The organism is Martinezella miluonensis (genome assembly GCF_900094545.1).
Classification (GTDB): domain Bacteria; phylum Pseudomonadota; class Alphaproteobacteria; order Rhizobiales; family Rhizobiaceae; genus Rhizobium; species Rhizobium miluonense.
In genome coordinates this window covers 1-20,739 of the sequence record NZ_FMAH01000070.1, presented here as the reverse complement: position 1 = coordinate 20,739, position 20,739 = coordinate 1, and the positions used below count along the sequence as shown (strand labels likewise).

The window sequence follows — 20,739 nt, the reverse complement described above, 5'->3', positions numbered from 1 at the left end:
AGATCCGACGAAGCTGTCGGAAGCCAATCTTGAGAACGGCACGTCTCCGTCGGAAGAGGCCTTGACGGCGCAGGGCAGCATCACGCTCGCCGATCCTGACAATCCGCATATTACCGGTGTCACCAACAGCCACGGCGATGCGGCCACGGTCGATGCGAAGAGCGGCGACTGGCAGATCCAGGGCTCCTACGGCACGCTGTCGATCGATGCGGACGGCAAGTACAGCTACACGCTGACGACGGCGGGCGTGCATGCCGGCGGCGAGCAGGAGACGTTCACCTATACGGTGACGGACGCACACGGCAACACCACCACCTCGACGCTGAGCTTCACGATTGCCGACGATGCACCGGTGGTCGGAGATGTGGATCTCGTCTCGATCAGCGAGCACGCTTTGGTGTCTGCCAACAGCACGACGGTATCCGGTTCTCTTGGGATCACCACCTTCGGCGCTGACGGAGCGGCAGCCAGCAACAGCGTCGCCTTCAGCAGCGCCACGCCGGTCGATGCCGGCGGCAATCCCGTTACCTTGACCTCGCATGGTCAGGCGGTTCAGTTCGTTACGGTTGGGGCGACGCTCTATGGCTATACGGGCGATGCTCCGGCCGCAGGCGCTGCGCCGGCCACGAACCAGCTGGTCTTCACGGTAGGTCTGGCGGCTCCCGATGGCACGCACACGACGGGCTCTTACGACTTCACGCTTTATAAGCCGCTGGACGATGGCAACAGCGCGAACAACCTGTCCGATATCAAGCTGACCTTCGGCTATACAGCGACGGATGGCGACGGCTCGCAGAAGGCGGGAAGCTTCACGGTCGATGTGATCGACGACGTGCCAACCCTAGTTGATCATGCCTCGGTGTCCGCGACCGTTGCGGAAACAGCCATCAATGCTCCAATTGTGACGACCGCATCCTACGTAATCGATTTCAACACGGTGACACCCGAAAATGCCAAACTGACAGTTACCGAAGGCAGCGTCAGCGGTAACCAGGTGGGTTCGTCTGCCAAGGGTGGCGATATCGTGCTCGTGTCTAACACGGGGACGACGTTTGTCATCACGCAAATGGATATTGGTGTGTTCGACAAGAAGGGCGAGTCGTCCAAGACTGTCACAATCATCGGCACCGATGCTCATGGCAACACGTATTCGGTAACGACTGTCGGCTCGACCTTCTTTGCGGCCGATACTCCGCTCGAAGGCAAACAGCTGACGTCGATCAGGATCGATCCGCACGACAACTCGCTGACAATCACAGCCGACAATATCCATGTCACCGACACCACGACGACAACGCCCACCAATGCCCCCGCCGAGACGACGGTTGATCTGATTTCGCTCGTCCACGCCAGCGCCGACAGCCCGTTGACCTGGTCGACGAACGCAATCACCGCCGGAACGTCTTCCGCCAGCCTAACCGGCGGCACCGGGTTGACCTATAACGGCGCGGCCATCACGCTCGCCAGCGCGGATGGGCATACGATCACCGGCTCGGCCGGAGGCGTCATGGTCTTCACATTGACCGTCGATCCCGCGAGCGGTCATGCCACATTCGACCTTTATCATCCGATCGACGGCGGCAAGACGCTGCCGCTCGACTTTTCGAAATATGTGACGGCGACGGATTTCGACGGCGATTCCGTAACCTTGGGCAGCGGCTCCGTCACCATCGTCGTTCAATCGGCCACGGACAACCTTCCGGCAATCTCTTCGACGGGTCTGGTGTCAAGCGTCAGCGAAAGCGGCCTGCCGGGCGGTACGGGGGCGGCTGGCGTTGCCAACGTCCATTCGGGCAGTATCGCAATCACAGCGGGCGATGCGCCCTCGACCGTGACAATCGATGGCCATACCTTCAACGTCGGCACCGCCATCGCCAATGGCGATACCAACGCCACGATCCAGGGCGCCTACGGAACGCTGCACATCCTCAGCGTTACCGCGACGGCGATCAACTACACCTATACGCTGACCGGCGCCACGAGCGGGGCGGGCAACCATGACGCCTTCTCCGTTACGGTCAGCGACGCGCCGATTGACGGTGAAAGCCATACCGCAACCCTGACCTTCAACATCACTGACGACAAGCCGATTGCAAGCACCGTTTCGCTCGGATCGATGCATGAAAACGACAGCAGCGCGACCTTTACGCTCGCTCCCGGCGCCATCGCTTTCGGCGCCGATGGAGCGGCCCAGAGTGGTGCGATCCATGTCGACAGCGTCAGCGCCAACGGAGATCTCGCGGGTTCGGCGCTGAGCACGTCCATCGTCGCGATCGACGCTGGACATGTGACTGTCACGCCGGGCAGCGCGCTCGATGCCCTGGCGCTTGGTCACTCGTCGACACTGTCGGTCGGCTACACCGTCACCGACGGCGACGGCAGCAAATCCAGTGGCACCTTCAGCATCACAGTCAACGGCGTCAATCATGCGCCGACCGCGGCGGATGGCAGCATCTCCACCGGTGAACATACGGACTATTATTTCAAGCCTGCCGACTTCGCCTTCAGCGATAGCATCGACGGCAACGCACTGAAATCCGTCACCATTACCAGCCTGCCGACCGACGGGATGCTTTATCTCGGCACGACAGCTGTCACGGTCGGTCAGCACATCGCTGCAAGCGCCCTTACAACGCTCCACTTCACGCCTGCGCCGGAGTTCGCCGGCGCGACCGATACCACGAGCTTCGGCTTCACGGTGCAGGATAACGGCGGCACGGCCAATGGCGGCGCGGATACGTCGACTGCCCATACGATGGCGGTCAACGTCACGGCCGTTGACGACGGCAAGGCTATGGTCTCGATCGCCGATCAGACGGTGCATACAGGCAAAGCGATCGTCGCAGGCGACACGCTGAATGCGGCGATCACTACGGACGACCCTGATCACGGGCAGTCGGGTCTGACCTATGCGTGGAGCCGGGCGGACGACCAGTCACATACGGTTCTCGGAACTGCATCGTCCTATACCGTGACGAGTGCTGATGTCGGGCATTCGTTGATCTTGACGGTGAGCTATACGGATGGTCAGGGGTTCAGCGATGTCGCGACGCAGACGACATCCGCCGTCATCGCGCCGACTGTCTTCGCTCCGACCATCGATACAACTCCGCTGTCGGAGGCCTATCTTTCGACCGGTTCCGATCCGCAGTCTTCTAAACTAACAGCCACGGGCAGCATCGCGCTGGGCACCTTCGACAATCCGCATATCACCAGCGTCACGGGTGCCGACAACACGGCAGTCACAGTCGATCAAGCCGCCCCGGGCAGCCAGACGACGACGATCCACGGTTCCTACGGTGATCTCGTAATCGACGCGGACGGCGCATATACCTACACGCTGACTCATGCAGGCTCGAACGCATCGGGAGATACGGATCAGTTCACCTATACGGTGACCGACATGAACGGCAAAACGGATCAGGCGACCCTGACGTTCAATATCGCCGACGACACGCCGACGCTGACCGGTACCGGGATTTCCGCAACCCTCTCTGACGATGGTGTGGTGACGGCCGCCGATCATTCCGCAGCGACGACTGCGGAACTGACTTCGCTGGTAAACTCTGGTGCCGACAGCCCGTTGACCTGGTCGGCGAATACGGTCGCAGCCGGTACCTCTTCCGATACCCTGACAGGTGGCACGGGGTTGACCTACAATGGCGTGGCCATCACGCTCGCCAGCACGGATGGGCATACAATCACTGGCTCCGCGGGCGGTGATACGGTCTTCACGCTGACCGTCGACGGCAGCGGTCATGCCACGTTCGTGCTTGACAAGGTATTCGACGGCGCCAACGATCAGACGCTCGACTTCTCGCAATACGTGAAGGCGACAGACTCGGATGGCGACTCTGTGACGTTGGGCACGGGTGCCTTCACTATTGCTGTGGACCACGTCAATCATGTGGCTGTGATTGCCGGGACCGATACGGGCGCCGTCATAGAAGACCAAAATGTTGTCGGGGGTTATCTGCAGGCAAGTGGCACGTTGACGATCAACGATGCCGATAGGGGCGAAAGCAAATTCCAGGCAACGACCATAAACCCCGACAGCACGCATCTCGGCACGCTGACGATCGGCGAGGACGGCAGCTGGAGCTATAAGGTCGATGACAGCCTTGCGGCTGTGCAGAGCCTGGGTGTGAACCAGAGCAAGACCGACACGTTCACAGTTTCCTCGGTTGACGGAACGACCCATGACATCATCGTGACGATCAACGGCACGAACGACGCGCCGACGATCACGATTGCCAATGGCGATAGCGCCAGCGGTATCGTGACTGAATCCGGTATTGGCGTTGCCAATGATACTGCTCACAATACGGCTTCCGGCCATTTGACCGGCGCCGATATTGACAGCCCGTCCTTGACCTGGTCGGTGGTTACAACCGGCAGTCAGACGGGCAATCCGGACGGATCGGTGACCGGCGCTTACGGAACGCTGAGCGTCAATACGAACGGCACTTGGAGCTATGTGCTGGATCAGTCGAAGGCCGATCCGCTGAATGCTTCGGATCATCCGCAGGAGAGCTTCACGGTTCAGCTGAGCGACGGCCAGGGCGGTATCACGACGCAGACGGTTGTGGTGACTGTCAACGGTACCAACGATGCGCCGACGATCTCGATTGCCAATGGCGACAGCGTCAGCGGTATCGTGACCGAAGCCGGTATTGGCGTTGCCAATGATACTGCTCACAACACGGCTTCCGGTCACCTGACCGGTACTGATATCGACAGCCCGTCCTTGACCTGGTCGGTGGTTACGACCGGCGGTCAGACGGGTAATCCGGACGGATCGGTGACCGGCACTTACGGCACGCTGAGCGTTAGCGCGAACGGCACCTGGACCTATGTGCTGGATCAGTCGAAGGCCGATCCGCTCAATGTTTCGGATCATCCGCAGGAGAGCTTCACGGTCCAGCTGAGCGACGGCCAGGGCGGCATCACGACGCAAACGGTCGTGGTGACGGTCAACGGCACCAACGACGCACCGACAATCTCGATTGCCAATGGCGATAGCGCCAGCGGTATCGTGACCGAGGCCGGTATTGGTGTTGCCAACGACACTGCTCACAACACGGCTTCCGGCCATCTGACCGGCGCCGATATCGACAGCCCGTCCTTGACCTGGTCGGTAATTGCGGGTCTTGGCCAGACGGCCAATCAAAATGGGTCCGTTACCGGCGCTTACGGAACGCTGAGCGTCAATGCGAACGGCACCTGGAGCTATGTGCTGGATCAGTCAAAGGCTAATCCGCTGAATGTTTCGGATCATCCGCAGGAGAGCTTCAAGGTCCAGCTGAGCGACGGCCAGGGCGGTATCACAACGCAAACGGTTGTGGTGACGGTCAACGGCACCAACGATGCGCCGACGATCTCGATTGCCAACGGCGATAGCGCCAGCGGTATCGTGACCGAAGCCGGTATTGGCGTTGCCAACGATACTGCTCACAATACGGCTTCCGGCCATCTGAGCGGCGCTGATGTCGACAGCTCCTCCTTGACGTGGTCGGTAATTGCGGGTCTTGGCCAGACGGGCAATGGGAACGGGTCGGTGACCGGCACTTACGGCACGCTGAGCGTTAGCGCGAACGGCACTTGGAGCTATGCGCTGGATCAGTCGAAGGCCGATCCGCTGAACGTCTCGGATCATCCGCAGGAAAGCTTCACGGTCCGGCTGAGCGACGGTCAGGGCGGTATCACGACGCAAACGGTCGTGGTGACGGTCAACGGCACCAACGACGCGCCGACAATCACGATCGCCAATGGCGACAGCGCCGGCGGCACCGTGACCGAGGCCGGCATTGGTGTTGCCAATGACATTGCTCACAATACGGCTTCGGGCCATCTGACCGGCGCTGATGTCGACAGCTCGTCCTTGACGTGGTCGGTGGTTGCGGGCGGCGGTCAGACGGGCAATGGGAACGGGTCGGTGACCGGCGCCTACGGCACGCTGAGCGTCAGTGCGAACGGCACCTGGACCTATGCGCTGGATCAGTCGAAGGCCGATCCGCTCAATGTTTCGGATCATCCGCAGGAAAGCTTCACGGTCCGGCTCAGTGACGGCCAGGGCGGTATCACGACACAGACGGTTGTGGTAACGGTCAACGGCACCAACGATGCAGCCTCGATCTCGGGCACGGCGACCGGCTCGGTCACCGAGGATGGCCAGTTGACGGCCAATGGTGCGCTGACGGTTGCCGACGTGGACAATGGCCAGAACCATTTCCAGGCGCCGTCATCGCTGACCGGGACCTACGGTACGTTCACCTTCAATGCGACGACCGGTGCGTGGGGCTACACGCTCAACAACTCCGCATCGAATGTGCAGGCCCTGAATAGTGGGCAGACGGTTACGGATAAGCTGACTGTAGCGTCCGCGGACGGGACGGCTTCACAGGATATCGTTGTGACCATCCACGGCACCAACGAGCCGGTGTCGGCGCCGAGCATTAGCAGCGTCATCGACCATGTCGGTTCGATCCAAGGTAGCCTTGCGAACGGTGCGGTTACCGATGACACCAACCTTGGCATCCGCGTGAGCCTGACCGGAACCAGTGCCGTCAGCGGTGATACCGTGCAGCTGTATAACGGCACGACCGCGCTCGGCACGGCGGTCACGCTAACGTCGACCAATATCAGCAATGGTTATATCGATATCACCACGCCGACGCTGACGAACGGAGCGACCTACAATTTCCGGGCCTCGATCACAGATGGGGGCGTCACCACCCCGCTATCGCCGAGCGGTGCCTATGATATCAAGATCGATACGACTGCGCCGACCGTCGCCATAGCGCAAAGTAGCGCCGGCGGAAACAACCTCCTGACCTTCACCTTTAGTGAGGCGGTGTCCGGCTTTACCGTTTCAGACATTGTGGGTAGCGGCAATTATACGCTCTCCAACTTCACGCATGTTGGCCTGAACGGTTTCGGGCAGGACGTCTACACGGTGAATTATGCTTCCGGCAATAACGGCTGGAAGACTGCGTCGATCGCAAGCGGCAGCTATACGGATCTGGCCGGTAATTCCGGATCAGCCAGCGCTTTGGATTTCAAACCCGCCGGCATCTCAGGCGAGGCCATCAACCTCGCGCTTGCTGCTCCTACGGATCACGTCGGCGCGGTCACGTTGAGTGTTGCCGGCCTCCCGGCAGGCTGGGTGCTTAGCGAAGGTACACACAACGCCGATGGCACTTGGTCTGTGGTGACGAACGATCCGTCGTCGCTGACGGTCACTTCGCCTGATGGTCACACTGGGGCACTGGTTCTTCAAGTTGTCGAGACCTGGATCAATCCGGACGGCACGACTGGCATGGCCACTGTGGCCGACAACGTCGAAGCCTATGCCAAGGGTTCGCCGATTTTTGCCTGGTCGGGCGACGATACGCTCACCGCATCGAGCGGCAACGACACGCTGGTCTTTGCCAACACCATCGGCAAAGATGTCGTGCACAATTTCGATACGGCGCATGACAAGATCGATCTGATCGGCTTCGCAGGCTTCAATAGCTTCGCGGATGTTCAAGCCCATCTGTCGGCTGACGCGTCGGGCAGTGCCGTCATCACGCTCGGCGATGGCGAGACCATCACCTTGGCAGGCGTCAGCGTCGCGGCTCTTACGGCGGACGACTTCCTCTTCAACGAGGCGGTGGTGACGCATAATACCGGCGACATGGTGCTTAGCGACGGCGCGCTGATGCCGTTCAGCGGCATGCTCGACAACACCGGCAGCATCCATCTCGCCTCGACCGGCAGCAATACGGCCTTCGAAATCGTCCAGCACGGCCTCACGCTGACTGGTGGCGGCACGGTGACGCTGTCCGACAACGCCTCCAACGTCATCTTCGGCAGCGGCGACAATGTCACGCTGACCAATGTCGACAACACGATCTCCGGCGCCGGCCAGCTCGGCGAGGGGCACCTGACGCTGGTGAACCAGGGCACGATCATCGCCGACGGCAGTCACGCGCTCGTCATCGACACCGGTGTCAACGCGGTGAGGAACAGTGGCACGCTGGAGGCGACCGGGACCGGCGGCCTCGACATACACAGCGGCGTCGTGAATGACGGCGTATTGTGGGCGAATGGCAGCAACGTTCATCTCGAAGGCAATGTCAGCGGCAGCGGCACGGTGCTGGTGTCGGGTCATGCCGGCCTCGAAATCGGTGGCTCGTTCAGCGAGGCGATCAGCCTGAGCAAGGACGCACAGGCTAGCGTCACCATCGACCACGCGGCGGCCTTCACCGGCACGATCGCCGGCCTCGATGGCAATGACGTGCTGCGGTTTGGCGACATCTCTGCCGCGACCGCCAGCTTCGCCTATGCGGAAAACGCGGCGAAAACTGGCGGTGTGCTGACCGTCACCGACGGTACCCACACCGCCGCCATCGGTCTCACAGGCGACTACTCGGCCGGCGACTTCTCGCTCGGCCACGACGGCGCCTACGCGGAGATCGATTTCAGCGGGGTCGGCCACCTCTATGGCACCGACGGCAGCGACACGCTGACGAGCGGCGGCGGCTACACCATGACCGGCGGCGCTGGCGCAGATACCTTCGTGCTCGATGCCCAAGCCCTGCACAACCTCAACATGGCCGACGTCATCACCGACTTCAGCCCGAAGGGAGAGGGCGACCGGCTGGATGTTTCGAACCTGCTGAACGCGCTGGTTGGCGAACATCCGGGCATGACGGAGGCGAGTGCTATCGCGTCGATGACCGCGGCGGTCGATACCGCAACCAATTCGACGAAGATCAGCGTCAACACCGGCCCTGAAACCCATGTGGTTGCCACGCTGCAGAACTACACGCCGACGGGCCACGATGCCGTCCATGTGCTGTTCAACAATCACGACGAGCAGCTTGCGACCCATACGCAAACCGCCGGCGCCTGACGCCTTTTCGTCGGCATCTCAATCTCGAAGCGGCGCGTCTTACACGCGCCGCTTTTCATTGCAATCGAGGCCGCCAGCAGTTTATCCGCTGCGGCGGAATCGACCCAACCGGTGGCGCTTGCGACAAATACGGCATTTCTGTCTCTCTTGAATTTGAAGTGCGGGGGATGGGTCTGCCTCAGCTGAGCTTGATCGAAAGTTCGATGTCGCCGGCGAAGGGGAGGGAGAGATAGGGCCCCTTGGACGCACGGATGCGCTCCAGATATTCAGGGCACATTTCCGCGTCATCGGCGAGGATCAACGCTCCCTTCCGCAGCTTCTCCTCGACGAGGTTGAATACGTCGGGGTAGAGCGCCTTGGCACCATCCAGCAGAAGCAGGTCGACGGCTTCGGGAAGATCGCGTGCCAATGTCTCCATCGCATCTCCGGCGCGGATCTCGACCAGATCGGCGAGGCTAGCCTCTTCGAGGTTTTGCTGCGCCCTTGCGATCTTGCCGGGTTCGAATTCGCTGGAGATCAGCCGCCCGCCGCCGTTGTCGCGCAACGCCGCAGCAATGTAGAGGCTCGAGATCCCGAACGAGGTGCCGAACTCGACGACCGTGCGTGCGCCTATCGCGCGGACTAGCATATAGAGAAGTTCGCCCGTCTCGCGCGAGACCGGGAGCCAAAGGTCTTTCAGCCGGCCATAGAGGTCGAGGTATTGGGTCTTGCTGCCGGTGAGAGCGGTGCGCTCTTCGGATGTGAAAGACCTGATGGCCGGGCTCGTGGCTGCATCCGCCTCTGCGAATAGTCGATTAAGCAATGGTGCGACAGGGTCTGACGTGAGGGTAATCATCGTTGTCTCCAGAACACGATATTGTGTTGGGCAGAGAAATACGATTAATTCCTCGCGTTTTCTAATCGCATTGACGGATGGCGTCGATGACGCAACACGTAAGGCCCCGGATTTCCACGAGAAAGGAGCCCCAGCAAAGCCGTTCGAATGAGCTTGTTTCCGCCATTCTCACGGCGGCTGTTCAGGTTTTGACGACGGAGGGCGCCCAGCGCTTCACCACGGCGCGCGTGGCGGAAAAGGCCGGGGTCAGCATCGGTTCGCTCTATCAATATTTCCCGAATAAAGCCTCGATCCTGTTTCGGCTCCAAAGCGACGAGTGGCGCCGGTCGACCGAGATGCTGCGCGAGATTCTTGCGGATGCCGTGCCACCGAAGAATCGGCTGCGGAACCTCGTCCATGCCTTCGTTCGTTCCGAATGTGAGGAGGCGCCGGTACGCGTGGCGCTCGCTGACGCCGCACCACTCTACCGAGATGCTCCAGAGGCGCGCGAGTTGCGGGTAGAGGGCGATCGGATCTTCGATAGTTTCATATTGGAGTTGCTTCCCCGTATATCCGACGACGTCCGGGGCATTGCCGGCGAGCTGATCGCTACGACGCTGACGACCGTCGGCAAGGAGTTTTCACAAACGTCGCGGACGGAGCAGGAAATCGATGCTTACGCCGGTGCCATGGCGGATATGCTCTGCGCTTATGCCGAAACGCTGGCAACGGGCTAAAGCCTATCTGTGCGGGAAAGGACCCTCGTTCGGCCACCCCGCCAATTGCCAGGCCGAAGCTCTAGCTGAATTCTACGAAGGGCGGGGAGCTCGGGCATTGTGTACTGCAGGCAGGCAAGCGCCAGAAGCGACTGCGAGCTGCTGACTAGGACCAGCGCTCGCAAAAGGCCTCGACATCGCTTGACTGAAAGTCGGTGAGCCGCGCCAAGATGGTCTCGAATGGCCAATCCCACCAGGCGATAGACGCAAGTCTTTCTGCGGTAGTTCTGGTGAAGCGCTCGCGAATGAATTTGGCGGGAACGCCACCGACAATAGTATATGGCTGGACGTCTTTGGTGACGACCGCACCTGCTGCGAGCACGGCACCGTCCCCAACCTTTACACCAGGCAAAACAATGACCCCGTGACCAATCCAGACGTCGTTACCAATGACGGCGCGATCTTCCTTTCGCTGATCAAAAAAGGAAACGTCGCGCACGGCGTCCGCCGAGTAATATTCTGGGCAATAGGTGAAGCGGTGCATGGACGGGCGGTCCATTGGGTGATTGGGGGCGCCAATCCTGACATCTGCGGCAATAGCGCAGAATTTTCCAATCGTTGCATCGCCGACAATGCAGCGCGGCCCCAAGTAGGAATAGTCCCCGAGTTCGACCGTGTGCAGCGATGTGTCCGCCAAAATCTCGCAGCATCGGCCTATGCTCGAATCCCTTATGGTCGCCGTCGAGTGGATAACGGTCTCCGCGATTTTGGGGCGATTTGGCTCTGCGGTCGAGTGCATTGGCGTTCTCCGGATTTTGGTCTGCCTAGCCGGAGACGATGAAGGGTGTGTGACACAAGGCCACCGCCGGACCGAACGGAGAGGTCGGCGAAAGAATGCTGCAGGCCAGGCGCGCTTCCAGACAAGGGCGCGCGCATCTCAAGCTTCGTCACGCTGGATAGAATGCATCAGGTTATTGATCAAGCGTAACTAAGAACTAACTCAACCCCACCGTTTATACTCAATAAGGATGATGGGACATTCGAGAGTATCCTATGGTAAAACATGGATAATCTTGGAGGGTGGGATGTCGTGTCTACGTCACGCCGCGACCGTTGCGCTGAGCGTCGTGCTGCTCGCGCCATTGCCTTTGAAAGCTGCCGAGACGGTCGGCCAGGCGGTGCTGATCAGAACCGAAGTTAGAGGCGCAGGCGGTCCGCTTGTAGTCGATGATCCCGTCCACCGGGACGAGCAAATTCGCACCTCCATTTCGGGCCTTGGACAGTTCACATTTCGGGACGGCACGAAATTGGCTGTCGGAGCCGGCTCGTCCGTTACCATCGACAAGTTCGTCTTCGATGACTCGGGCTCGGTCAAAAAGCTTACCATAAATGCGGCGAAGGGCACCTTTCGCTGGATGAGCGGAAATTCGGACCATTCGGCCTATCAAATCGTGACGCCGGCCGGAACGATCGGCGTGCGCGGAACCGCGTTCGATTTTTATGTCGGCGCCAACGGCATGACGGCGGTCGTCCTATTGAACGGCGCCGCTCAATTTTGCGGCGCGGGCGGCTGCAGGCAATTGAAGGAACAATGCGACTGTGTGGTCGCCAAACGCAATGGCGAGATAAGTGATCCGCGCCGGGTCAATCGCGATGTTCTCAAGAAGCTCGGCAACCAGCGAGCTCTACCGTTTCTGTCCGGGGATCAACAGCTTTCGGGACGAATGGGTTTTGTCGGCGGCGGTGGATGCGGTCTGTCGACGGCGACGAAAGATCCGCCAAACGGGATATCTCCACGCAGCGCTCCGGCAAACAATCCTGCTCCGGCACAGCCCAATACGCCGAGCGTACATAGCGCGCCGGAATCGCCACACACCCAAGCTGCTGCACCGAGTACGCCCGAAACTCCCAGTACGCCGAAAGACCATGATCATCATCATGACAGAGGCGATCATGACGACGAAGACGACCAAGGTCACGACCGCGACAATGGTGATCGGGACGGCGGGCATCGACATCGTTAGCACGAGGGGACTTGCGAGCGACGGCTGCAAAATCAGCTAAATGTCGGCTGCCTTGTCTGCAGGCTCGTCGACGAAGTGTCCGCCTCGGCGCGAAATCTGGCTGTAAAACCCCTGCAATAGTCCCGTCGTCGCGACCTGCGCCTTGAGTCTTGTGGCGCCGATAAGTTTGCGGCTGCTCGTCGACCGTGTTCGCAGGGCGGCGACAAGCTGCCTGTGCATGGCCTGAAGTTCGACAAAGTCGGCAGATTTCGCCAGGCGCGCATCGCCGACCACCGCAAAGAGTTTGGTTCGCATACTCTTACCTTTGAGTGTCAGCGCTCCCGCCTCGAGCAGAGCGCAATCGGGCAGCAAGCCTGCTGTCGGTCCAGATACCAGAATGTCGAAATTGATGTCCTTGCAGGCGGATTCGATACGCGCGGCAATGTTCACGGCATCGCCGACTGCGGTATAATTGAAGCGCGTCTCCGCACCCATATTGCCGACGCATGCAAGCCCCGTATGGATGCCGATCCCTATTGCGACCCGCCGCTCATCGCCGAAACCGAATGCATCGCTCTTGTTGAGGCGGACGAGTGTTTCCCGCATGCCCAGGGCCGCATGAACAGCCTTGCCGGCGTGGTCGGGGACATCGACGGGTGCGTTCCAGAAGGCCATGATCGAGTCCCCGATGAACTTGTCGAGCGTGCCGTCATTGGCGATGACATGGTGGCTCAGCGCATCGAGCAGCGTGTTCAGAAACGCGACGACGGCGCTCGGGGTCATCTCCTCGCTGATCTGGGTGAAGTTTCGCACATCGACGAACATGACCGTCAGCTCGCGCTCATCTCCGCCAAGGCGCAGGGCGTCGCGCGTATGCTCGATGCGATGGAGCAGCGATGGTGAGAGATAGTGGCCGAAAGCCCGCCGCACGTCGCGCCGCTCCCGATCGATCACGAGAAAGCGGAATGCAGTCGCGGCGAAATGCGTGATCGATCCGGATACGATCGGTGCCAGTGGGTCGAAGAGAAGCCCCCCATAAAGGAAGGCAATCCAGGAGGCCACAAGGGCAAAGAAGGTAATCAGCAGGCCGCACGCAAGGGCTACGGCCGGATTGACGAAAGTGGTGAGGATCACCAGAAGGCTGCCCAACACGGCGATGGACAGGATTTCCAGCCCGTCTGCCCAATCCGGCCGGGAAAGGAAGCGGCCTGAAAGGATCTGCTCGACGATCTGCGCATGAATGGAGACACCCGGCACGTTTTCGCCAAGGGCCGTCGCGCGGACATCCTGAAGGCCGGAAGCAGAGGTTCCGATGAAAACGATGCTGCCGTCGATGGCGGTTCCGATATCGGCGGAAGCGTTTCCGGCCGCGAGTACCTTGCTTGCCGAAATATAGCGTTTCGAGGTGTCGGGGCTGACGTAGAGCCAAAGCTCTCCTGATGCCGTAACCGGCACCACGAAATTCCCGATCTTGACCCGGGTCAGCGTATTCGGCGCGTCCGGCGCTGCGTCGAGCACGTAGGTGGAGGCCCCCTGTGCGACACGCAGCGCTTCGAGTGCAAGACTGGGGTAAAGCTGCTTGCCGTCGCTAAGAAAAAGCGGAACCGCGCGCACCACTGCCGAGGATGTCCCTGGATTGAGGCTGATATGGCCGAGCCCCGCCGCATTGGCTTCCAATTGCGGCTGCAGCGGCGTTGCGGCCTTGATTGCGGGCGGCGCACCGAAGGGACTTTCGCCGGTATAGGCAAAGCCTGCCTTGACTGGCGGCAGATAGCTTCCCTCGTTGGAGAGGCCGAAGCCCAGTACCACCGGCTTCCCCGAGAGCGATTGGGAAAAAATCTCATCATTATCCGGCAGCTTGCCCAGCAGCGAGGGATCGATGCCGATGACATCGCGAACGACATTGCGAGGCGACAGGCGGTCGGGCTCGGCGAAGAGGACATCGAAGGCGATAGCGGCCGCGCCCATATCGGAAAGCCTGTCCACAAGGGCGGCAATCCGGTTTCTCGGCCAAGGCCATTGACCGAACTCGCGCAGTGACGCTTCGTCTATGTCGATGACCCGGACAGGCTGGTTCTCGAAGGTCCGGGGCACCAGGTGCTGATACTGGTCGAATGTCAAATCGCGGGCGAGCCTTAGCAACTGAGGATCGCTTGCCCGCAGGATCGCCAGCGCTGTGACGATGGCCAAGCCGATAACGACGCCAATTTGCTGCGCACGCGTCACCATTTCGGTGTCTGTCCCTTTGCCCCGCACCCCGGCAATAAGTAGAAATTCGGAGAAATACAAAAATTTATCGGTCTGCTGCTGCGCCAAGGAAGAATATGCTGCCTTGTTCTTGAGAGCGATGCAATGATCAAAGTATCGAAGAGATACGGAACAGAATTCGCACGCGGCCATATTCAAGCGAATCTTGCACGATTCACTTGTGGAACCTTCAACTCGATGATCGCCGAGATCGATGCTATCAGGCCTTCAAATCATGAGTGCCGGTCATTCAAAAGCCATAAAACTGACGAGGCTCGAGAGGGCAAGACAGATCGACATGATCCAAACACCCGTTGCTTGATATATGCGTGAGGCACCACGCGTCACCACATGTCCTTGTTTGCAACGGGTCCACCCATAAGGACCTGAATGAGAAGGTTCGCCGCGACCAAAGCAGATCTGCGAGGTTCAATGCGATGTATTCCATCCAAGACCGCGTTCCCGTTTCCATCGTTATTGCAAACTATAACTACGCGCAGTTTCTGAGGCGCAGCATCGACAGCGCACTGGAACAGGACTACGACGACGCTGAAGTCATCGTTGTCGACGATGCATCGACAGATGCAACGGCGGAGGTCGTTACCTCCTACGGCTCCCGCATAAAGACATGTCTGCGAGAGGTGAATGGCGGACATGCCGCGGCATTCAACACAGGTTTTGAATCCAGTCACGGCAAGATCGTGCTATTTCTCGATGCAGATGATTATCTCTATCCAAATGCGGTATCTGAGGTCGTCGAGGCCTGGGATGAAAAGACAGCCCAGGTACAGTTCAGGCTGCATATCGTCGACGAGGATATGCATGTAAAGGATGTATTCCCACCTGCGGAACTGCCTTTCGATTCCGGAGATGTCACCCCGGAGCTATTGCGAAAGGGGCGCTATCAAACGACTGTGACCAGCGGTTTGGCGTTCAAGCGCTCGGTGCTGGACAGGGTCATGCCGGTCCCGGAGCAGGAGTTTCGGCAGGGAGCCGATGGATATCTTGCCACGGTTGCACCCCTGCACGGTGAAGTGACCTCCATCGATGATTGCCTCGGCGCCTACCGCATCCATGGCGCCAACCATTCCGTCTTTGCCGAAAAGCTCGGCCAGCGTGCACGCTGGCGCATACAGCATGATTTTCGCCGGCTGGAGGCCCTGTCTGATCAGGCAACGGAGATCGGACTGGATGTGCCTGACGATGCCGGTCTGCGCGACCCGGTGCATTTGGAGGAGCGTTTGGCCTCGCTTTGCATCGATAGGGATCAACATCCCATTGCGAACGATTCCAGGCTCTCCCTCGCCGCCGCGGGCGCCGTTGCCAGTCTCAGGATGAACGCATCCCGGAAACGCCGTTTGATGCTGGCCGGCTGGTTTCTTTCCATCGGCGTCCTTCCGCGGGACATGGCAAAGACCATTCTATCGTGGAAGCTCGTCGCCTCGTCGAGGCCCCAGTTCCTCTTGCGTCTATCGAAGACCATTAGGCATGCGATGGGATAGACCGAATTCAAGAGGTTCATGGAATCTCGCGCATGAATGGGGAAACGGCATAGCGTCATTCGCGATTTAGATGCCGTTTCCCAGATGATTTGCAAGGCTAACTATTTGATATTGTTTGGCGTAAATCTCACGGTTGAGCACCAAGCGATACCAGCCTCTTTCCTCAAGCGATCCTTGCTTGTGTTTGTGGATCGAAGAAGACGGCCTTGTCGAGGTTGAAGGCGAGGCGGGCGTGCTGTCCGGCGCTGATGCGGGCATCGGCGCGCAGGCGGGCGACGACCTCCTTGCCGCCGAGCTTGGTGACGGCGAAGGTGTCGGAGCCGGCCGGTTCGACGACCTCGATCAGGCAGTCGTTCTCGGCCAGGGTGCGGGCGTTGCGGTCGGCGCCTTCGGGATCGGTGAGCGCCTCGGGGCGGATGCCGAAGACGATCTGGCGGCCGGCATGGGCTTCGAGCGCCTGCTTGTCCGTGGCGACGGGAAGCTTGATCGCCTCGCCGCCGGCCCGGTCGAGAGAGACGAGAAGGCCGTTGCTGCCCCTCTCGATGGTTCCCGACAGCAGGTTCATGGCCGGCGAGCCCATGAAGTCGGCGACGAACATGTTGGCGGGATTGTTGTAGATCTCGGCCGGCGTGCCGAACTGCTGCACGACGCCGTCCTTCATGACGGCAATCTTCGTCGCCAGCGTCATGGCCTCGATCTGGTCGTGGGTGACGTAGACGATGGTCTTGCCGGTCGACTGGTGCAGGCGCTTGATCTCGATGCGCATGTCGACCCTGAGCTTGGCGTCGAGATTGGACAGCGGCTCGTCGAACAGGAACAGCTTGGGATCGCGCACCAGGGCCCGGCCCATGGCGACGCGCTGGCGCTGGCCGCCGGAGAGCTGGCTCGGCTTGCGGTCGAGCAGATGGCCGATCTGCAGCACCTTGGCGACCTTCTCGATCGCCGCCTTGCGCTCCTCGGCCGGAACGCCGCGCATTTCCATGCCGAAGGCGATGTTGCCGGCAACCGTCATGTTCGGATAGAGCGCATAGCTCTGGAACACCATGGCGATATCGCGTTTCGACGGGTGCAGGTCGGCGATGGAGTGATCATCGACCCGGATGTCGCCCTCGGTGATGGATTCCAGCCCGGCGATGGTGTTGAGCAGCGTCGACTTGCCGCAGCCGGATGGGCCGACGAGCACGAGGAAGCCGCCCTGTTCGAGGTCGAGGTCGATGCCCTTGAGGATTTCCAGCGAGCCGTAACGCTTTCTCAGACCGGATATTTGAAGGAAGGCCATGGGATTATCCTTTGACTGCGCCAGCCATCAGACCGCGGACGAAATAGCGGCCGGCGACGATGTAGACGAGGAGGGTCGGCAGCGCGGCGATCATGGCGGCGGCCATGTTGACATTGTATTCGACCACGCCGGTCGAGGTGTTGACGACGTTGTTGAGCGCCACCGTCATCGGCATGGAATCGCCGGTGCCGGCATAGGCGGAGGCAAACAGGAAGTCGTTCCAGATGTTGGTGAACTGGTAGATCACCGTGACGACGATGATCGGCAGCGAGTTCGGCAGCATGATGCGGCGGAAGATCTGGAAGAAGCTGGCGCCATCGATCTGCGCGGCCTTGACCAGCTCGTTCGGAAACGCCTCGTAGAAATTGCGGAAGAACAGGGTGGTGAAGCCGAGACCGTAGATGACGTGGACGATGACCAGGTTGACGGTCGAGTTGCCGAAGCCGAGCGAGACGCCGATCGTGTCCTGCAGCAGCGTGCCGAAGCGGCCGAGGCTGCCAAGGATGGTGGCCATCGGCAGCAGCACCGACTGGAACGGAATGAAGCAGGCAAACAGCATCATGCCGAAGACGAGCGTATGGCCGGGGAAGCGCCACTTGGTCAGCACATAGCCGTTGAGGGCGCCGAGGATGGTCGAGATGACGACCGCCGGCACGACCATCTTGATCGAGTTCCAGAAGTATCCCTTGATGCCGTTGCAGGTGAGCCCGACGCAGGTTTCGCCCCAGGCCTTGGCCCAGGGTTCGAGCGTCGGCGCCTGCGGCAGCGCCAGCATGTTGCCGTTCTGGATCTCGTCCATCGTCTTCAGCGAGGTGACGATCATGACGAACAGTGGCATCAGGTAGATGACCGCAAAGATCGCCAGCAGGCCGTAGATGACGGCCCGGTTGATAAGGCGGCCTCTGTTGCTGCTTGTATGGCTGCTTGTCTTGCTGCCTGGGGTGCGTGTCGGTGTCGAGTAGGCCGCGGTGCTCATCGAGCCTTCTCCTTCAGTTCGGAATAGAGGTAGGGGACGATGATGGCGGAGATGGTCATCAGCATGATGATGGCGCTGGCCGAACCGACGGCCATCTCGTTGCGCTTGAAGGTGTATTCGTACATGAAATTCGACGGCAGCCATGCCGAGCCGCCGGGCCCGCCGGAGGTCAGCGCCACGACGAGGTCGTAGGATTTGATGGCCATATGGGCAAGCACGATGAAGGCCGACAGGAAGATCGGCCGCAGAAGCGGGATGATGATCCGCCGATAGAGCTGGACGGCCGAGGCGCCGTCGATCTGGGCGGCCTTCATGATCTCGCTGTCTATGCCGCGCAGTCCGGCCAGGAACATCGCCATGACGAAGCCGGAGGCCTGCCAGACGCCGGCGATGACGACGGTGTAGATGACGAAATCCTTGTTCTTGATCCAGTCGAAGTGGAAGCTGGTCCAGCCAAGCTGATGCAATGTCTGCTCCAGACCGAGACCCGGATCGAGGAACCACTTCCAGGCAACGCCGGTGACGATGAAGGACAGCGCCATCGGATAGAGGAAGATTGGCCGCAGCACGCCCTCGCCGCGGATCTTCTGGTCGAGCAGGATCGCCAGCAGCAGGCCGAGCGCCAGGCAGATGCCGACATAGAGAACGCCGAAGATGCCCATATTGGTGATCGAGGTGTACCACGACGACGGCGGATCGCTCTCGAACGTCCAGTTCCAAAGCCGCTGATAGGCACGGGCGCCGGTCAGCCCATAGGAGGGAAAGGTTTTGGAATTGGTAAAGGACAGATAGCCGGTCCAGATGATGAAGCCGTAGACGAAGATGATCGTCAGCAGGAAGCTGGGGGCAAGGACGATCTGCGGCAGCGCGTTTTGCAGGCGCGTGCGCATCGCGGTGCGCCGGGCGGGACGCGTGAGAATGGGATCCGTGGTGACGACGGTGCTCATGATGGTCATCCCTTCAAGGGCCTTCAAGGGGCATGGTGCTGGTCATGATCCTCCCCGCTTATCGGCGGGGAGGAGGAACGGCCGAGGACAGGCCCGCGCTTAGCGCGCGTCGTCGATCGCCTGGACGAGCTGCTTGACGGCTTCGTCGGAGGTCTTGATCTGGCCGTGGACGAACTTGGACACGACGTCCTTATAGGCATTGGCGATCGCCGGCGCGGCGCCATAGCCCTGGGCGAGCGAGCCGACGAGCTTGCCGTCGGCATTGGCGGCCTTGAGGTCGGCCATGCCCTTCTTGCCGCAGGCGTCGAAGGCGGTATCCGGCACGTCGGTGCGGGCCGGGACCGAGCCCTTGACGACGTTGAAGGCCGACTGGAAGCTCTTCGACAGCGTCGCTGCCGCCAGCGCACCCTGGGCCGCCTTGCGGTCCGCCGGAACGTTGAACATGCCGAACATGTCGGAGTTGTAGATCACGCTGCCTTCGGTGCCGGGGAAGCGGTAGCACAGATAGTCCTTGTCCGGGGTCTTCTTGGCGGCGACGAACTCGCCCTTGGCCCAGTCACCCATGACCTGGACGAGCGCATCGCCCTTGATGACCATCGCCGTTGCCAGGTTCCAGTCGCGGCCGGAGAAGTTCGGGTCGACATACTTGACGATCTTGGCCAGGTTGTCGAAGGACTTCTTCATGGTGTCGGACTTCAAAGAGGCTTCGTCGAGATCGTTGAAGGCCTTCTTGTAGAACTCCGGGCCGCCGGTCGACATGACGATGGAATCGAACATCGTCGCTTCCTGCCAGTTCTGGCCGCCAAGCGCCAGCGGCACGACGCCGGCCGCCTTGGCCTTGTCGAGCAGCGCGATCAGATCGTCAAAGGTCTTCGGCTGCTTGCCGCCGATCTTGTCCATGACCGCCTTGTTGATCCACAGCCAGTTGACCGAGTGGACGTTGACCGGAACGGCGACCCACTTGCCGTTATAGACCGAGAACTTCTGCAGCGCCTGCGGCACCGCCTTGTCCCAGCCTTCCTTCTTCGCCGTCTCCGTCAGGTCGCCCATGACGCCGGCCTGGGCGTAGTCGAGCACGGTATAGCCGAGCATCTGCGACGCGGTCGGATAGTTGCCGGCCGCCACCATCGCCTTCAGCGCCGTCATCGCCGCATCGCCGCCGCCGCCGGCCACCGGAACGTCCTTCCAGGCATAGCCCTCCTTCGACAGATCCTGCTTCAGGACATTCAGCGCCGCTGCCTCGCCGCCCGATGTCCACCAGTGCAGCATCTGCACTTCCTTCACATCCGCAGCCCGAGCCGATACGCCCAAACCACCAACCGCCAGCGCCAATACCGCCGTCGTCGTCAGAAACTT

At 60.5% G+C, this 20,739-nt stretch carries 11 protein-coding genes; 4 read left to right on the top strand and 7 right to left on the bottom strand.

Going from position 1 to position 20,739, the window contains the following annotated elements:
- Positions 1 to 61: 61 nt before the first annotated feature.
- On the top strand, positions 62 to 8,899 hold the full coding sequence (locus tag GA0061102_RS31025; RefSeq protein ID WP_208858734.1) for a VCBS domain-containing protein: 8,838 nt from the start codon (positions 62 to 64) through the stop codon (positions 8,897 to 8,899).
- A 178-nt stretch (positions 8,900 to 9,077) separates the two neighbouring features.
- Here GA0061102_RS31025 and GA0061102_RS31020 read toward each other — a convergent pair whose 3' ends face one another.
- The gene (locus GA0061102_RS31020; RefSeq protein WP_092856293.1) at positions 9,078 to 9,734 is read right to left on the bottom strand and encodes an O-methyltransferase; all 657 of its coding nucleotides are present in this window, start codon (positions 9,732 to 9,734) and stop codon (positions 9,078 to 9,080) included.
- An 86-nt stretch (positions 9,735 to 9,820) separates the two neighbouring features.
- Between GA0061102_RS31020 and GA0061102_RS31015 the strand changes: the two genes are divergently transcribed.
- Positions 9,821 to 10,450, top strand: coding sequence for a TetR/AcrR family transcriptional regulator (locus GA0061102_RS31015; RefSeq protein ID WP_092856291.1), 630 nt, complete (start codon positions 9,821 to 9,823; stop codon positions 10,448 to 10,450).
- Between the two features lie 145 nt (positions 10,451 to 10,595).
- On the opposite strand, the gene GA0061102_RS31010 is transcribed toward GA0061102_RS31015, so the two are convergent.
- Positions 10,596 to 11,228 (bottom strand): DapH/DapD/GlmU-related protein, encoded by a 633-nt coding sequence (locus tag GA0061102_RS31010; RefSeq protein WP_092856289.1) that lies wholly within the window; start codon positions 11,226 to 11,228, stop codon positions 10,596 to 10,598.
- A gap of 286 nt (positions 11,229 to 11,514) precedes the next feature.
- Here GA0061102_RS31010 and GA0061102_RS31005 point away from each other — a divergent pair, with 286 nt between their 5' ends.
- Positions 11,515 to 12,453: a FecR family protein gene (locus GA0061102_RS31005; protein WP_092856287.1), complete on the top strand. Its 939-nt coding sequence runs from the start codon at positions 11,515 to 11,517 to the stop codon at positions 12,451 to 12,453.
- 36 nt (positions 12,454 to 12,489) lie between these two features.
- On the opposite strand, the gene GA0061102_RS31000 is transcribed toward GA0061102_RS31005, so the two are convergent.
- On the bottom strand, positions 12,490 to 14,661 hold the full coding sequence (locus GA0061102_RS31000; protein ID WP_208858733.1) for a CHASE2 domain-containing protein: 2,172 nt from the start codon (positions 14,659 to 14,661) through the stop codon (positions 12,490 to 12,492).
- Between the two features lie 455 nt (positions 14,662 to 15,116).
- Between GA0061102_RS31000 and GA0061102_RS30995 the strand changes: the two genes are divergently transcribed.
- The gene (locus tag GA0061102_RS30995; protein WP_092856285.1) at positions 15,117 to 16,181 is read left to right on the top strand and encodes a glycosyltransferase family 2 protein; all 1,065 of its coding nucleotides are present in this window, start codon (positions 15,117 to 15,119) and stop codon (positions 16,179 to 16,181) included.
- A gap of 163 nt (positions 16,182 to 16,344) precedes the next feature.
- Here GA0061102_RS30995 and GA0061102_RS30990 read toward each other — a convergent pair whose 3' ends face one another.
- The 4 genes from GA0061102_RS30990 to GA0061102_RS30975 form a co-directional block, all read right to left on the bottom strand.
- Positions 16,345 to 17,460 (bottom strand): ABC transporter ATP-binding protein, encoded by a 1,116-nt coding sequence (locus tag GA0061102_RS30990; RefSeq protein ID WP_092846286.1) that lies wholly within the window; start codon positions 17,458 to 17,460, stop codon positions 16,345 to 16,347.
- Positions 17,461 to 17,464: 4 nt separating this feature from the next.
- Positions 17,465 to 18,436 carry a carbohydrate ABC transporter permease gene (locus GA0061102_RS30985; protein WP_092846284.1) on the bottom strand — a complete coding sequence of 324 codons (972 nt, stop codon included), beginning with the start codon at positions 18,434 to 18,436 and terminating at the stop codon, positions 17,465 to 17,467.
- Positions 18,433 to 19,383 (bottom strand): carbohydrate ABC transporter permease, encoded by a 951-nt coding sequence (locus tag GA0061102_RS30980; RefSeq protein ID WP_092846308.1) that lies wholly within the window; start codon positions 19,381 to 19,383, stop codon positions 18,433 to 18,435. The genes GA0061102_RS30985 and GA0061102_RS30980 overlap by 4 nt, the downstream gene beginning before the upstream one ends.
- Positions 19,384 to 19,482: 99 nt before the next feature.
- Positions 19,483 to 20,739 (bottom strand): ABC transporter substrate-binding protein (locus tag GA0061102_RS30975; protein WP_245298086.1); only part of this gene is annotated, 1,257 nt, incomplete at its 5' end.

What these genes read in the sequence shown, in the direction of transcription:
- GA0061102_RS31020 (WP_092856293.1), bottom strand. Translation starts at nt 9,734, where the DNA reads ATGATTACCCTCACGTCAGACCCTGTCGCACCATTGCTTAATCGACTA.
- GA0061102_RS31015 (WP_092856291.1), top strand. Translation starts at nt 9,821, where the DNA reads ATGACGCAACACGTAAGGCCCCGGATTTCCACGAGAAAGGAGCCCCAG.
- GA0061102_RS31010 (WP_092856289.1), bottom strand. Translation starts at nt 11,228, where the DNA reads ATGCACTCGACCGCAGAGCCAAATCGCCCCAAAATCGCGGAGACCGTT.
- GA0061102_RS31005 (WP_092856287.1), top strand. Translation starts at nt 11,515, where the DNA reads ATGTCGTGTCTACGTCACGCCGCGACCGTTGCGCTGAGCGTCGTGCTG.
- GA0061102_RS31000 (WP_208858733.1), bottom strand. Translation starts at nt 14,661, where the DNA reads ATGGTGACGCGTGCGCAGCAAATTGGCGTCGTTATCGGCTTGGCCATC.
- GA0061102_RS30995 (WP_092856285.1), top strand. Translation starts at nt 15,117, where the DNA reads ATGTATTCCATCCAAGACCGCGTTCCCGTTTCCATCGTTATTGCAAAC.
- GA0061102_RS30990 (WP_092846286.1), bottom strand. Translation starts at nt 17,460, where the DNA reads ATGGCCTTCCTTCAAATATCCGGTCTGAGAAAGCGTTACGGCTCGCTG.
- GA0061102_RS30985 (WP_092846284.1), bottom strand. Translation starts at nt 18,436, where the DNA reads ATGAGCACCGCGGCCTACTCGACACCGACACGCACCCCAGGCAGCAAG.
- GA0061102_RS30980 (WP_092846308.1), bottom strand. Translation starts at nt 19,383, where the DNA reads ATGAGCACCGTCGTCACCACGGATCCCATTCTCACGCGTCCCGCCCGG.